The sequence below is a fragment of the Rossellomorea sp. DA94 genome (genome assembly GCF_029834455.1).
GTDB lineage: Bacteria > Bacillota > Bacilli > Bacillales > Bacillaceae_B > Rossellomorea > Rossellomorea vietnamensis.
The window spans coordinates 2760421-2775106 of record NZ_CP122397.1 but is presented as its reverse complement, the minus strand read 5'-3'; the positions used below and the strand labels follow the sequence as shown (position 1 = coordinate 2775106).

Annotated in this window: 16 protein-coding genes; all 16 read left to right on the top strand. The window is 43.7% G+C overall.

Annotation, left to right across the window (positions count from 1 at the left end; genetic code table 11):
* Positions 1 to 207: 207 nt before the first annotated feature.
* The 16 genes from aroC (at position 208) to P8596_RS14380 (ending at position 14638) form a co-directional block, all read left to right on the top strand.
* The gene (aroC, locus tag P8596_RS14455; protein ID WP_224519625.1) at positions 208 to 1380 is read left to right on the top strand and encodes a chorismate synthase; all 1173 of its coding nucleotides are present in this window, start codon (positions 208 to 210) and stop codon (positions 1378 to 1380) included.
* Between the two features lie 4 nt (positions 1381 to 1384).
* On the top strand, positions 1385 to 2467 hold the full coding sequence (gene aroB / locus P8596_RS14450; protein WP_279724210.1) for a 3-dehydroquinate synthase: 1083 nt from the start codon (positions 1385 to 1387) through the stop codon (positions 2465 to 2467).
* A 52-nt stretch (positions 2468 to 2519) separates the two neighbouring features.
* A complete protein-coding gene (aroH, locus tag P8596_RS14445; protein ID WP_034758360.1) occupies positions 2520 to 2882 on the top strand; it encodes a chorismate mutase in 363 nt (120 codons plus the stop codon).
* A gap of 40 nt (positions 2883 to 2922) precedes the next feature.
* On the top strand, positions 2923 to 4023 hold the full coding sequence (hisC, locus tag P8596_RS14440) for a histidinol-phosphate transaminase (protein WP_279724209.1): 1101 nt from the start codon (positions 2923 to 2925) through the stop codon (positions 4021 to 4023).
* 64 nt (positions 4024 to 4087) lie between these two features.
* Positions 4088 to 5191, top strand: coding sequence for a prephenate dehydrogenase (locus P8596_RS14435; RefSeq protein ID WP_279724208.1), 1104 nt, complete (start codon positions 4088 to 4090; stop codon positions 5189 to 5191).
* Between the two features lie 12 nt (positions 5192 to 5203).
* A complete protein-coding gene (gene aroA / locus P8596_RS14430; protein ID WP_279724207.1) occupies positions 5204 to 6496 on the top strand; it encodes a 3-phosphoshikimate 1-carboxyvinyltransferase in 1293 nt (430 codons plus the stop codon).
* A 125-nt stretch (positions 6497 to 6621) separates the two neighbouring features.
* Positions 6622 to 7521: a hypothetical protein gene (locus P8596_RS14425; protein WP_279724206.1), complete on the top strand. Its 900-nt coding sequence runs from the start codon at positions 6622 to 6624 to the stop codon at positions 7519 to 7521.
* Positions 7522 to 7556: 35 nt separating this feature from the next.
* Positions 7557 to 8816, top strand: coding sequence for a tetratricopeptide repeat protein (locus P8596_RS14420; RefSeq protein ID WP_279724205.1), 1260 nt, complete (start codon positions 7557 to 7559; stop codon positions 8814 to 8816).
* A gap of 132 nt (positions 8817 to 8948) precedes the next feature.
* Positions 8949 to 9488: a ReoY family proteolytic degradation factor gene (locus P8596_RS14415; RefSeq protein WP_098440025.1), complete on the top strand. Its 540-nt coding sequence runs from the start codon at positions 8949 to 8951 to the stop codon at positions 9486 to 9488.
* A gap of 277 nt (positions 9489 to 9765) precedes the next feature.
* Positions 9766 to 10230, top strand: coding sequence for a YpiF family protein (locus tag P8596_RS14410; RefSeq protein WP_034758382.1), 465 nt, complete (start codon positions 9766 to 9768; stop codon positions 10228 to 10230).
* A gap of 140 nt (positions 10231 to 10370) precedes the next feature.
* Entirely contained in the window at positions 10371 to 10880 is a 510-nt protein-coding gene (locus tag P8596_RS14405) for a QcrA and Rieske domain-containing protein (RefSeq protein ID WP_034758386.1), read from the top strand.
* A gap of 13 nt (positions 10881 to 10893) precedes the next feature.
* Complete coding sequence (qcrB, locus tag P8596_RS14400; RefSeq protein ID WP_032087896.1) at positions 10894 to 11568, top strand: menaquinol-cytochrome c reductase cytochrome b subunit; 675 nt, start codon at positions 10894 to 10896, stop codon at positions 11566 to 11568.
* Positions 11569 to 11612: 44 nt separating this feature from the next.
* Positions 11613 to 12383 (top strand): menaquinol-cytochrome c reductase cytochrome b/c subunit, encoded by a 771-nt coding sequence (locus P8596_RS14395; RefSeq protein ID WP_034758391.1) that lies wholly within the window; start codon positions 11613 to 11615, stop codon positions 12381 to 12383.
* A 60-nt stretch (positions 12384 to 12443) separates the two neighbouring features.
* Positions 12444 to 13034 carry a lipoprotein heptaprenylglyceryl N-acetyltransferase LhaT gene (gene lhaT / locus P8596_RS14390; protein WP_279724204.1) on the top strand — a complete coding sequence of 197 codons (591 nt, stop codon included), beginning with the start codon at positions 12444 to 12446 and terminating at the stop codon, positions 13032 to 13034.
* 71 nt (positions 13035 to 13105) lie between these two features.
* Entirely contained in the window at positions 13106 to 13897 is a 792-nt protein-coding gene (gene ypjB, locus P8596_RS14385) for a sporulation protein YpjB (RefSeq protein ID WP_279724203.1), read from the top strand.
* Positions 13898 to 13957: 60 nt separating this feature from the next.
* Positions 13958 to 14638 (top strand): zinc metallopeptidase, encoded by a 681-nt coding sequence (locus tag P8596_RS14380; protein ID WP_034758397.1) that lies wholly within the window; start codon positions 13958 to 13960, stop codon positions 14636 to 14638.
* Positions 14639 to 14686: the final 48 nt, after the last annotated feature.

The window sequence follows — 14686 nt, the reverse complement described above, 5'->3', positions numbered from 1 at the left end:
ATGTCAATCCGCATATCCAAGAATCACTTTTTCATCCCTTAGGCTGATGAAGAAGTGCACTCTCAAAATATGATGGATTCACATCGTTTTATTTTTTTCAGGAAAATAGAATATTAGAAAAGTTTTTAAACGTAAGGACTAGGAAAGAATATAAATTCTATGTTATATTGGTACATAATTCTTTAACGAGTTGAAGGGGGAAAGTAAATGAGATACTTAACATCTGGAGAATCACATGGACCACAGTTAACGACCATCATTGAAGGGCTGCCGGCAGGAATGCCGCTTGAAGCTGAAGATATAAATGAAAACCTGGCAAGAAGGCAGAAAGGTTATGGGCGCGGACGAAGAATGCAGATAGAAAAGGACCGTGCTTCCATCGTCGGCGGGGTGAGGCATGGATATACCCTTGGTTCTCCTTTAGGATTGGTTGTGGAGAATAAAGACTGGACTCACTGGACGAAGGTGATGGGAATCGAGCCCCTTCTTGAGGGCGGAGAAGAAGAAGTGAAAAGAAAGATCTCGAGGCCGAGACCAGGTCACGCTGATCTCGTCGGCGGAATGAAATATGGACATAGAGATTTAAGGAATGTCCTGGAACGTTCGTCTGCCAGGGAGACGACTGTAAGGGTGGCAGCAGGAGCCGTTGCTAAGAAGCTGTTGAAGCTATTGGATATAGAAGTCGTCGGACATGTCCTTGAGATCGGAGGCATTAAAGCCGAAAAGCTTCATTATGATTCAATAAATGAACTGAGAGAGATCACGGAAGAATCTCCTGTCCGCTGCCTGGATGAAGAGGCTGCCGGGAAAATGATGAACCTGATAGATGAAGCGAAGCAGAATGGGGATTCCATAGGCGGGGTCGTGGAAGTCATTGTTGAGGGGATGCCTGCAGGAGTAGGTAGTTATGTTCATTATGACCGTAAGCTTGATGCGAAAATTGCCATGGCTGTCATGAGTATCAACGCATTTAAAGGGGTCGAATTCGGCTTGGGCTTTGAAATGGCAAGAAAGCCTGGAAGTGAAGTGCATGACGAAATTGCATGGAGCGAAGAGCTTGGGTACTACAGGAAAACGAATCGTTTAGGAGGATTTGAAGGAGGTATGACAACGGGCATGCCGATCCGTGTCAAAGGGGTCATGAAGCCGATCCCGACTCTCTACAAGCCTCTTCAGAGTGTAGACATCGAAACGAAGGAACCTTTTAAAGCAAGCATCGAGAGGTCGGATAGCTGTGCGGTTCCAGCTGCAAGCGTAGTAGCGGAAGCCGTAGTGGCATGGGAACTTGCTGCTGGCATCGTTGAACAATTCAATAGTGATCAATTTGAGAAACTTCGTCAGGATATCAACAGACAACGCCAGGAATCAAAGGAGTATTAATGAAATGAAACAGGTAACCATTCAAACTGCTTCCAAGACATATGACGTAACTATTGGAGTGGAGATGACGAATGAGATTGTTTCTTTTATTAAGAAGTCCTTCCCTGATGTATCAAAGCTATGGCTCATTGCCGATGAAGCCGTATATAAGCTCCATGGGCAAGCATTCTCGGATGATCTAGGTCAGTCCTTTGATGTAACCATTTATCAAGCTCCCAAAGGGGAAAAAGCGAAAAGCTTTGCCACGTATGAAGATGCGATAACACATGGGCTCAAGCATAGAGTAGATCGCAAATCCATCGTGATTGCTTTCGGTGGCGGTGCCATAGGTGATCTTGCGGGCTTTATCGCATCCACCTATATGAGGGGAATTCCTTTCATCGGCGTTCCGACCACGATCCTTGCACACGACAGTGCCGTGGGAGGGAAAGTCGCGATCAATCACCCCCTGGGGAAAAATATGGTCGGACAGTTTTATCAGCCGGAAGGCGTATTCTTTGACTTGAATTACTTTTCGAGCCTTCCTAAAACGGAAATACGATCGGGATTCGCTGAAGTAATCAAGCATGCCTTCTTGTCTGACCGTGAGTTCCTGCAGGATCTCATGCACTCTTTCCGATCGCCTGAAAACATAGATGAAAGCTTTTTAACAGATTGCCTGATCAGGGGAATACAGGTTAAGGGAGACATCGTATCAAAGGATGAACGGGAGTCAAATATCCGGGCTTTCTTAAACTTCGGGCACACATACGGGCATGCGGTTGAAAGTGCAAGCGGCTATGGAAATCGGACTCACGGGGAGTCGGTCATGATCGGGATGGTCTATGCTTTATATCTCAGTGAACGCTACTGCAACCTGTCATTTGACATGGATGGGTTCATAGGATGGATCAAAACTCTCGGGTACAATCTGAAGGTTCCTTCCAACATCGGTTTTGACACATTATACGAGGGGATGAAGCGTGATAAGAAGTCCCTGAACGGCAATCCGGTTTTTGTGTTGTTGAAGGAGCTCGGTGAACCCGTGATGGCGGGCGTTACGGAGGAAGATTTAAAACAGGCGGATGCATACATTCGACAGTTATAGATCCCGCCGCTGAACAGAGTACAGAATATCAAGAAAAAGGGAGAGTGGAAGAATGATCAGGGGAATTCGAGGTGCCACTACAGCAGATCGTGATAATGAAAAGGAAATTCTCCTTTCAACTGAAAGTCTCTTAAAGGAAATGATTTTACATAATAATATTACGGCAGAACATGTCGCATCCGTTTTTATTTCTGCAACAGATGACATTAAAAGCGTATTTCCAGCCAAAGCATTAAGGGGATTCGAAGAGTGGAAATATGTCCCGGTGATGTGCATGCAGGAATTGGACGTACCCCATGGACTGTCCCGCTGCATCAGGGTGATGATTCACTATAATACCTCAACACCTCAGAGTGACATCCAACATATTTATATGAAAAATGCAGTCAGCCTTCGTCCTGACTTGAAGAAGTAAGAAGCGGCCATTATGAATACGACTGAAAGGAAGTTTAAACATGAAGTGGAAATCCCAGATTCAAAATCTTAAAGCATACCAGCCTGGAAAAACGATGGATGATGTAAAAGAGTTATTCAATCTTGAGAAAGTAGTGAAGCTCGCATCGAATGAAAATCCCTTTGGATGCTCCAGAAACGTTGAAACCTATCTGAAAAACAATGCCCTTTCACATGCGCTCTATCCTGACGGTTATGCGAAGGAGTTACGTTTTAAGGTGGCAGAACATTTATCTGTGGAACCTGGACAGTTATTGTTTGGAAATGGCTCTGATGAAGTGATCGAGATCATCTCAAGGGCTTTATTGGATGGAGGGAAAAGCACGGTTATGGCAACCCCTACTTTCCCTCAATATAAGCATAATGCCATCGTTGAGGGAGCAGAGGTCCGTGAAGTTCCCCTGGATCCGGAAGGAAAGCATCAACTGGCCAAAATGCTGGAAGAAATTGATGACACCACTTCGGTCGTCTGGTTATGCTCGCCAAATAACCCAACAGGGGAGTATATCCGGAACGGGGAACTCATTTCCTTCCTGGATGCAGTACCTGCCCATGTCCTGGTCGTTTTGGATGAAGCGTATTATGAATATGTCGTGGCGGATGATTATTATGATTCTCTGGAATTGTTGAAGTCATATCCTCAATTATTGATTACACGCACCTTTTCAAAAGCATATGGCCTTGCAGGGTTCAGAGTGGGATTCGGAATCGGGAATAAGGACATAATCGGGAAATTGGAGCCGATCCGTGAACCTTTTAATAATAATACACTGGCTCAAGGAGCGGCTTCAGCAGCAATCGAAGACCAGGCCTTCATCGATGAATGCAGGAGAGAGAACCGAAAAGGACTGGTGCAGTATTACCGCTTCTGTGAGGAGAACGGACTCGCCTATGTCCCATCACAGGCGAACTTCATCTTGATCGACTTCGGCGTAAGTGGGGACGAGGTATTCCAATACTTGATGAGCAAGGGCTATATCGTCCGGTCCGGAGAAGCGCTCGGATACCCTCATTCAGTCAGGATAACAGTGGGATCCCATGATCAAAATGAAGAGGTCATCGAGAAAATGACGGAATTTCTGCTACTTCAGAAACAAGCATGATGAGCGGTCGGAGGGGCGTTGGTCCTTTCCGGCTTTTTTTAAATAGAAAGATGGAGGGGAAACGATGAATGGAACAGTGTTGATCATTGGGATGGGGCTGATCGGAGGGTCCCTTTCCCTCTGCATTAAAAAAGAGCATCCACATGCCAAGGTCATTGGTCATGATGTGAATCATAAAGAATTAAGGCTGGCGAAATCATTGGGAGTGATCGATGAGATGTCCCTTTCTTTACAGACAGCCGCCGAACAGGCGGATCTCATTATTATCTCTACACCTGTTTTTCAAACAGAAAAGATCATCGCACAATTTGAATCCCTTTCCTTGAAAGAAAGTGTTCTGATCACCGATACTGGAAGTACAAAGGAACAGATTATGAGGTCTTCGGAAGTGCTGACCAAAAACGGGATTCAATTTATCGGGGGACATCCGATGGCAGGCTCTCATAAGAGCGGCGTAGCAGCTGCGAAAGAGATCCTTTTTGAAAATGCCTTTTACATGCTTACGCCGGGATCCGGTGTGGCAGAAGAAAACGTCGGTAAGCTTCAAGACTGGCTGAGGGGAACGCACGCAAAATTTTTAATAGTAGAACCAAGGGAACATGATGAGTTAACGGGTATGATCAGCCACTTTCCCCATATAGTAGCGGCTTCACTCGTTCATCAAGCGAAGGGCTCTTCGACCGAACACCCTTATTTAAGAAGGCTCGCTGCAGGGGGCTTTCGTGATATCACCCGAATCGCTTCATCCAACCCGACCATGTGGAAAGACATCACCATCCAGAACAGGGGAGTCCTGCTTTCACTCTTAAAGGAGTGGAAAGTAGAGATGGATGAGGTCGTATCACTCATCGAAATGAATGATTCACAGAAAATATACGATTATTTTAACGATGCGAAAGAATTCAGGGATGATCTCCCCATCTTGGAAAAAGGGGCGATACCTTCATTCTATGATTTGTTTGTAGACGTACCGGATTATCCAGGTGTGATCTCGGAAGTGACAGGATATCTTGCACAGGAGAAGATCAGTTTGACGAATATCAGAATAATGGAAACGAGAGAAGATATATACGGAGTATTAGCAATCAGCTTTCAAACGCTGGAAGATAGGGAAAGAGCTTTGCACTGCTTAAGAGAACAAACAAATTATGAACTATTCTTAGGATAAAGGGTGATAAGGATGGAACCGAAGAAAAGACTGTCAAATCCAAACATTGGTTTGAATGGAGAGCTTCACGTACCAGGAGACAAATCGATCTCCCACCGCTCCATTATGTTTGGATCGGTAGCTGAAGGGAAAACGGTTATACATAATTTTCTTATGGGGGAGGATTGTTTAAGCACGATATCCTGCTTCCGTAAATTAGGAGTTGAGATTGAGGTTTCTAAAGACGCAGTGACCGTGTACGGTAAAGGGTGGGACCACTTGAAAGAACCCTCTGACATTCTTGATGTGGGAAATTCAGGGACCACGACCCGTCTCATTATGGGAATTCTTTCAGGAAGACCTTTTCATTCAGTCCTGATAGGTGATCCCTCGATTGCGAGAAGGCCCATGAAGAGGGTGACAGAGCCTTTAAAGCAATTCGGGACCGTGATTGATGGCCGTTCAGGAGGCAACTTCACGCCTATATCCATCAGGGGTGGAAACCTGAAAGGGATCCATTATTCTTTACCTGTGGCGAGTGCCCAGGTGAAATCCGCCCTCATACTGGCCGGGCTTCAGGCTGAAGGAATGACTGAAATAGTCGAAAGAGAGCAGACGAGGAACCATACAGAAAAAATGATCGTTGAGTTTGGGGGAACGATTGAGAAGCACGGAGACACCATTAAAGTAAAGGGAGGACAGGTATTGAAAGGAACGGAAATCTATGTACCTGGAGATATATCCTCAGCAGCCTTTTTCATGGTGGCTGCAGCCATCGTTCCAGATAGCAGAGTACTGTTGAAGAATGTCGGGCTGAATGAAACGCGAACCGGCATTGTAGAAGTGATGAAGAAAATGGGTGCGTCCATTGAGGTCATGGAGCAATCAAACGAAGGTGAACCTATCGGTGATATTCTCGTGCAAACCTCCAACCTTACCGGCATTGAAATCGGAGGGGACCTGATTCCTTCTTTGATCGACGAAATTCCCATCATTGCTCTTTTAGCTTCACAGGCAGAGGGGAAGACCGTCATCAAAGATGCCGAGGAATTGAAAGTCAAGGAAACCAATCGAATCGATGCCGTTGTGAAGGAGCTTGGAAAGCTTGGTGCAAACATACAGGGTACGGATGATGGGATGATCATCGAGGGGAAAACCCCTTTACACGGTGGAGAAGTCCATTCCTGGGGCGATCACCGGATCGGCATGACACTGGCTGTCGCTTCCCTGTTGACCGACTCTGATGTATATTTAGAAGATGCAGAGGCCGTGAAGATCTCGTATCCGACTTTCTTTGAACATATCAACCAACTGTTGATAAATTAAAACTGAATCGATTAAGTGAGAGGTGGTTGGTCTTTGGGCTGAAATCCGCCTCTCTTTTTAATGAGTGGGTGGCATGAATTCATCCTTACCTTCATAGCTTGTCTATAAAGGAAGGTGATGATGGGGTGAGCACCTATATTATTGAAAATGCCCATTGGGTAAAGGACACCAAGCTAACTCACACTTCACTATTGGTGAAAGATGGAAGGATTTCAGCCATCAGGAACAGCTTTCAGTACTACAAGTACATGAAAATGGATGTGTCACATTTTTTGATGACTCCCGGACATGTCATGTGTGACATAATGGTACCCCAAGGGAACGACTTCATCTCCGTAAAGAATTATTACCTTGACGAATTCATAAAAAGAGGGTGCACCACCATTTTAACGGCTTTTTCAATACAGTATGAGTATGAATTCCTTACACAATTGAATGAACGGAAAACCTCCCTTCTCAACAGTCCCCTTGATTATACGATAGGGTTGAAAACATCTGCGAATCTGATTACCCCGAACATCATACGTGCATGTAAGCGGCATAAAGTGCCCCTCATCTGGATCGAACTGGATGAAGCAAGTGGATTCAGAGACATTCCATGGGGATGGATCAAAGGATTATTGTATGATTACCCTATTACTTTTGTCCCTTTTTTTACGACAAACATAGACAATAAAACCAAAATGAAGCATCTTAAAATATGGCAGAATTCGATGAAAAACGAGGGTATTCCCCATATTCCTGTTGAAATCCCTGAAAAAGAGCCACTGAACGTAAGCATATTGAAGAAAATTGGAATATATCCCCTTAGAGGAAATTTTTTGGTGGGTGGAGAAATATGTTATAACCTCTATATGAAGCCTGAAGGTGAGTCAAGTACTGAGCCATTATCATTTCAATATGATCATCATGTGCTAAAATGTACTATGAACAAAGGGAAATATCATTATGTAAATAATAGAGGTCATTTTTATCCTGGAGCTGGTGAAGAACTGATCATACAAACCCCGGGATATTTTACTTAATTGAATACAAGCTTTTTTATAGAAAGGGATTGACCATGTCATACAAAGAACAAATGTTATCTTCCTTGGAAGAAGGGAATTTAGAAGAAGCAAAGAAACAGTATAATCAAGTGCTGAAATTTGGAAGCCATGAAGAAAAATTCAGTCTTGCCGAAGAATTACATCAATTGGGGTTTCTGGAGGAAGCAAAAGAGCTTTATGGGAATCTCCTTCAATATTATCCGGGTGAGGGTGAACTTCTCATTGAACTGGCTGAAGTGCTGGTGGAGATGGATAATGAAGAGGGAGCCATCGAAACGCTTGCTGAACTGGATGAGAAAGACCCCACCTATCCAAGATCACTTCTTCTTTTAGCGGATCTTTATCAAATGCAGGGTTTGTTTGAAGTAAGCGAACAGAAGCTTCTTCAAGCCAAGAAGTTATTACCTGATGAACCCGTCATCGATTTCGGACTTGGGGAATTGTACTCCGAAACGGGCAGATTCCTGGAAGCGATCAGGCATTATCAGATCCTCATAGAAAAGGGGACGACGGAGCTTGGCGGAACGAATGTCCACCAGAGATTGGCAGAGGCCTATAGTGTAGGAGGAGCATTCGAAGAAGCTTTGACCCATTATGAAAAAGCCCTTCAAGAACATTTGGAAATCAATACACTGTTTGGCTATGCCTTTACCGCCTATCAGGCTGGTTATTACGAAAAGGCGATTGAAAAATTCGTTTCCGTCAAGGAACTGGATCCTGAATATCATTCAGTCTATTTACTACTGGCGAAGTCGTATGAGCGTGAAGAAAAGCTTCAAGAGAGCCTGGAGGCTGTTCAGGCGGGAGTCAAACAGGATGAATACAATAAAGAAATGAATGTATTCGGAGGCAAAATTTCATTGAAGATGGGACTTGAAGAAGAAGCAGAAGCGTTTCTTCGGGAAGCCCTTGCCCTTGATCCTGGATATGTGGAAGCTGCCCTTATCATCAATAAATTGTTCTTTACACAGGACCGGTATGAAGATGTTCTGGAAATCGCCCAGATGCTGACAGTTGAAGGAGAAGAAGAGCCTCAGATCAACTGGGATCTGGCAAAGGCTTATGAAGGGCTTGAACAATATAATCATGCATTAAAACAATACCGTATTGCATATACTTACTTTAAGAATCATCAAGAGTTTTTACTAGAGTTCGGACAATTTCTAGTAGAAGAAGGACTCAGGGGTGAAGCAGTAGAAGTATATAAACACCTGATTGAAATGGATCCTTCAAATGACGAATGGCAGGACCTGATTGAAAGATTACAAGACTGATCTGTGACGGTGGGTTAAAGGGACTAGGGTGTCTTGAGATGAAATTGGCAAAGAGCTTATGAATGTGACTTGCACTTTATGATGAAAGAAAAACGGACCTTTTAAAAAGGATTCTGCAGAGGAGGGAAAACCATGACCACCCCTGTTTCTGTCAACGAGAAGAAAGAATTTATCCGCTGGTTTTTGAACCGATATCAATTAAAACGAAGAGAATGTGTGTGGATCTTAAATTATTTGATGAGTCATGACCAATTAATGAAAAAGGTTCACTTTGTCGAAGAATCCCAGTATTGTCCGAGAGGCTTGGTGATGTCCACTCATTGTGTCGAAGATGTTCCATTCCGGTTCTACAAGGAAAATATCATGACAACGGACGCAGAAAAGTCATTTCATGATATCCGCTTGAACAAAGATGAGGACATTTATATTCAGCTGAACTTCAGTAAGGCAAATTCGAGTTATCAATTTGCAGCCGTACTGGAAGAAAATCCGTTTATGCCGAAGTACTTACTCATCAATGAAAAAGACAGAATGGTAGCTGAACAGTTTTTAGAGGACAGCCTGCAGACTTTCAGGAAGGACCGCTTGTTAAAGGCCATCGATCAAGCATTGGATACCGGTGACAAAAAGGCTTTCAGTAAATTGACCAGAGAATTGAATAGCCTGACCTGATAAGTCGGATGAAGAGAAACACCATCTCTTCATTCGATTTTTTTATTGTCTTTTTAGATAGGAAGATTAAGAATGGTACATACTATGAACGAGGCTCTTTTCGTGCCCTTTTAGTGGAGTATCTCCCAGAAGTATTTCTATCCAGGGGAGTATTTCACCGGGAAGCACGTTTTGTATGTAAGGCACTAGTATAAAAAAAGTGAAATCGCTTTATATGAGATGAGATAAAGTGATAAGATGGGAAGTGGAAAATGAAAGAAAAAAGTGAGGGTTATATATGAATTGGAACGTAAAAGATATTGAAGTGTTTGAAGCGGAAAAAGCATATGTAGATACGGCGGTCATTCCCGTTGTCCCTGTTGATTTTGGGAAGGATATAAGAGTCTCGGCAGCACAATCAGAGTTTATCAATCTACTCGCTCTACACCTGGAAAGGCAGTTCAAAGGAAGAATGATGATGACCCCTTCATTTACGTATAGAATGACATCATCGGAAGAGCAAGAGGCATCCGAATTATCCCAATGGGCAGGAGAATTAACCGGGAGTGGTGTGAAGCACGTTTTCTTCCTGACTTCAGACAGCCGGTGGAAGAAGGTCGAGGATAAACTTGGAGAAGGCTTGATCTGGGTCCCGTCCATCCCGCTTGAAAACCTGGACGACCAATATAAACATTCGATCATGGAAGATCAGGTCAAGCAGCTGTTAAATGTGATTGTACAAAAATGGCAAAAAAATTCATAAAAACTTCACATTGTTTCCATCTTTTAGATACGAGAGTTATTGACCTTGTATAGAGTTTAATATATCATAGTTATGTCCTAGTTTTATATTTGTGCGAAATATGTCCGACGGACTTACCTTACGATAGAGGGGGGAAAAGGATGAGCAAACATCGTGTATCTAGACGTCAATTCCTTAACTATACACTTACGGGTGTAGGCGGTTTCATGGCGGCGGGAATGTTAATGCCGATGGTTCGCTTTGCAGTGGATCCAGTGTTGAAAACGGAAGCTGCGGGAGATTTTAGAGCGACTAAGCAAAAGGTTTCAGAATTATCGAATGAACCAGTACGTGTCGATTTCTCATATGAGCAAAAAGATGCGTGGTACACATCAGAAGTTACACAAACCGCTTGGGTATATAAGAACAAAGAAGACAAAATCATTGCTCTTTCACCGGTTTGTAAGCACCTCGGTTGTACAGTTAACTGGAATGGGAATCCGGATCATAAAGAAATGTTCTATTGCCCATGTCATGGTGGAATGTATCACAAGAACGGTGAGAATGTACCAGGTACACCACCGACAGCACCGTTGGATTCATATCCGACAAAAGTAAAAGATGGAATTCTTTATCTTGGACAACCAGAACCAAATAAATTTGTTAAGTAAGGGGGCGTAATCTGTGCTGAACAAGATCTATGATTGGGTTGACGAGCGTTTAGACATTACGCCTTTGTGGCGCGATATCGCGGATCACGAAGTTCCTGAACATGTAAACCCGGCGCATCACTTTTCTGCGTTCGTTTACTGCTTCGGAGGATTGACATTCTTCGTAACCGTCATCCAGATTTTATCCGGAATGTTCTTAACGATGTACTATGTTCCAGATATTAAAAACGCTTGGGAATCTGTGTATTATCTTCAAAATGAAGTTGCATTTGGACAAATTGTCCGCGGAATGCATCACTGGGGAGCCAGTTTGGTTATCGTAATGATGTTCTTACATACACTACGCGTCTTCTTCCAAGGTGCATACAAAAAACCTCGTGAATTAAACTGGGTTGTTGGGGTTCTTATTTTCTTCGTTATGCTGGGGCTTGGTTTCACAGGCTATTTACTGCCGTGGGATATGAAAGCGCTATTCGCGACGAAAGTAGGTCTTGAAATCGCAGGGGCCACTCCATTTATCGGAGACCAGGTAAAAATGTTATTAGCGGGAGATGCTCATATCGTCGGGGCACAGACTCTGACTCGATTCTTCGCTATTCACGTATTCTTCCTGCCTGCTGCTCTACTTGGTTTGATGGGAGCTCACTTCCTGATGATCCGTAAGCAAGGTATTTCCGGACCACTATAAGAAACAATTGTAAATGATTAACCTAATAAAAGGAGGGGGACACTATGCATCGAGGAAAAGGGATGAAGTTTGTAGGGGACTCCCGGGTTCCTGCAGACAGAAAGCCGAATATACCGAAAGACTATTCGGAGTTCCCTGGTAAAACAGAAGCTTTCTGGCCGAACTTCTTATTAAAGGAGTGGCTGGTAGGAGCTGTTTTCCTTATCGGTTATCTTTGTTTAACGGTTGCTCATCCATCACCGTTAGAACGTATAGCCGATCCGACAGATACTGGATACATTCCATTACCTGACTGGTATTTCTTATTCTTATACCAATTACTTAAGTACACATATGCATCAGGACCTTATAATGTTATCGGAGCGTTCGTCATTCCTGGAATCGCGTTTGGGGCACTTTTACTTGCACCATTCATTGATAAAGGACCTGAACGCCGTCCGACAAAACGTCCTTTTGCAGTAGGATTCATGTTATTGGCACTCGCAGCTACGTACTTCCTGACTTGGGAATCCGTTGCGACCCATGACTGGGAAGCGGCTAAGGAACAAGGGAAGATCCGTGCCGAAGTGGATATCGATAAAGAATCTGAAGGATATAAGATTTTTTCTGATCAGAAGAATGGATGTATCAACTGTCATGGTGAGAATTTGCAAGGTGGGGCTGGTCCTTCCCTAATCGGAACGGGTCTTGCACCTGAAGAAATTGCGAAAATTGCTAAAAACGGTAAACCGCCGGGCATGCCTGCAGGTTTATTTAAAGGGACAGATGAAGAGCTGAAGAAGCTGTCCGAGTTCATTGCTGGTTTAGAAGAATAGTTTTAATAAAAAAGGCCGGCTTATGTCGGCCTTTTTTCTACTTGAAAGTGAGGTGCGAACATGCTTTGGCTCATGACGATCTTAAGAAATAAACTGTTTTTATGGTTGCTGCTTATAGTGAATGTTTTCGGTACCGTCTACGGATACATATGGTATACTCCACAACTCCAAAATACTCCTCCACAGTTTTTACTGTTTGTCCCGGATAGTCCGACAGCCAGTCTGTTTTTTTGCTTCGTATTGATCGCATTTATACTGAAGCGGAATTGGCCGATTTTCGAAGTGCTTGCCATCATCACCCTGTTTAAATACGGTGTTTGGGCAGTGATCATGAATCTGTTGACCCTCATGGTATCAGGTGACTTGCCTTGGGAAGGATATATGCTGATGGCTTCACACGGCGCAATGGCCGTGCAAGGGATCCTATATTCATCGTTTTATCGGGTGAAGTTGTGGCATATTGTCGCAGGGGCCGTCTGGACCGTCCATAATGATATCATCGATTATGTTTTCATGCAGTTTCCGGTATACTCAAAACTCTATATGTATATTCAGGATATAGGGTATTTCACTTTCTGGCTAAGCATCATCTCCATTGCCATTGCGTATTATTTCACTCAGAAAACAAATCGTCTCACCCTCGACTATTAGTTTGACTGATTTATGGTCTACTCTTGTCCACCCCTTCATACACTTTATTAGTAGTTTTAGGGGGGACAAGTATGAAATTAATCCAATTTTTTATCACGCTTTTCTTATTTCTCATTTTAGTACCTCACCCATTAATCGCTGTAGAATCTCCGTCTCCAATCAACGAGCTTGATGATCTATCGGATCAGGCTTTACAGATGACAAAGGCCGGCCGATATGAAGAAGCCAAGCACCTATTGGTTTATTTCTCCGAAGAATTTGCCTCTTTGAGTGCCCAGCAGTCCTTTTCGATGGATGAGCTTAGAATCCTTACCATTTCACATAATCTTGCATTGGAAAGTATCAACCAATCCTCCCTTGCCCTTGAGCAAAAGGTGAATGCCGTTACGAAGTTCCGCCTGGTGATGGATGCATTAAACAGTCAGCATCAGCCTTTATGGGTTGAAATGGAGGACCCGATCATGGAAGCCTTTAATGGTGTCAAAGTGGCGGCGGAAAATGGAAACGTGTATGAATACCAAACGACATTGAATGTCTTTTTATCAAAATATAATATCATTCAACCGAGTATTAAGTTGGATATTCCAGTTGAGCGGGCTCAATCCCTTGATGCGAGGATCACTTACTTGGATCATTATCGACAGGACGTGCTGGAAGGGGAGCAAACGATGAGCGAGCTTACTGCTTTGGAAACGGATCTCCAGAAATTATTCGAGAACATGACAGAGGATGAGGCAGATCCTTCTCTTTGGTGGGTCATCATATCGACGGGCAGTATCATTGTTTCTACATTATCTTATGTAGGTTGGAGAAAATATAAGGGACAGGGTGAAATGAAAAAGTCCGAACGTCAAAAAAATTGACAGTGCGAGGATGGCGCTATAAAATTTAGGTAATCTATACATCTGGAGGTTTTTGCGATAATGGCAGGATTTTTGATTTACTTTTTACTGATTGCTCTTATTCCAATAGGGGCACAGATGCGTGTAAAGAGTACGTTTAAGAAATATTCAAGAGTGGCCACCACTTCTGGTATGACCGGAAGGGAAATGGCAAGAAGGATTCTGGACGAAAACGGTTTGCACAATGTGAAGGTAGTGGAAGGCCGGGGATTTCTGAGTGATCACTACAACCCTATGACCAAAACGGTCGCCTTATCACCTGATAACTACCACGGGCACTCCGTAGCCGGGGCCGCAGTGGCTGCCCATGAAGTTGGCCACGCCATACAGGACGCTGAAAGCTATGCATTTCTCCGTTTCCGACATGCTCTCGTACCGGTAGCGAACATCGGTTCCAATATGTCCTGGATTTTCTTGATGATCGGTATTTTCACGCAATTATCCGGTATGTTCCTGCTCGGGATCATTTTGATGGCGGCAGGGGTTGTGTTCCAATTGATCACGCTTCCTGTTGAATTCAATGCTTCCTCAAGGGCGATGAATCAAATCGTTTCCCTTGGACTGATCCGCAACGAAGAAGAGCGTCATGCCAGAAAAGTGCTGAACGCAGCAGCAATGACGTATGTAGCAGCTGCAGCTGTCGCAATCATTGAATTGTTAAGACTGGTACTTATTTTCACCGGGATGAATGGTGACGATTAAGAATAGAATAAAAGCAGCCGGACCCTTGATCATGGGTCCGGCTGCTTT